Annotated in this window: 1 pseudogene; it reads right to left on the minus strand. The window is 67.5% G+C overall.

What is annotated here, in order from left to right:
• Window positions 1-204 (minus strand): annotated as a pseudogene (locus ACQG3P_RS22680) (hypothetical protein); the annotation flags it as partial.
• Window positions 205-240 lie beyond the last annotated feature (36 nt).

Raw genomic sequence — 240 nt, forward strand, 5'->3', positions numbered from 1 at the left:
TGCATACGCCGGGTACAGATCCTTCCAGCTGCGCCTTCCCTGACTGCGGCGGCGTTCGTAATCGCTTCGCATGTACTGCAGATAGTCCTGCGCAACGGCCTCCGGCTCTTCTGCGCGCGGACGACGGCCGCGGCGCGCGTTCCGGTCCGGCTGCAGGTAGGCGTTGAACAGCGCGGGTGCGGTACGGCTATCCAGGCGGGGCATGGCACGTCTCCGGCAGCGGTGGGGGTTGGCAGGAAT

This window comes from Stenotrophomonas sp. SrG, assembly GCF_050031795.1.
Lineage (GTDB): Bacteria > Pseudomonadota > Gammaproteobacteria > Xanthomonadales > Xanthomonadaceae > Stenotrophomonas > Stenotrophomonas rhizophila_A.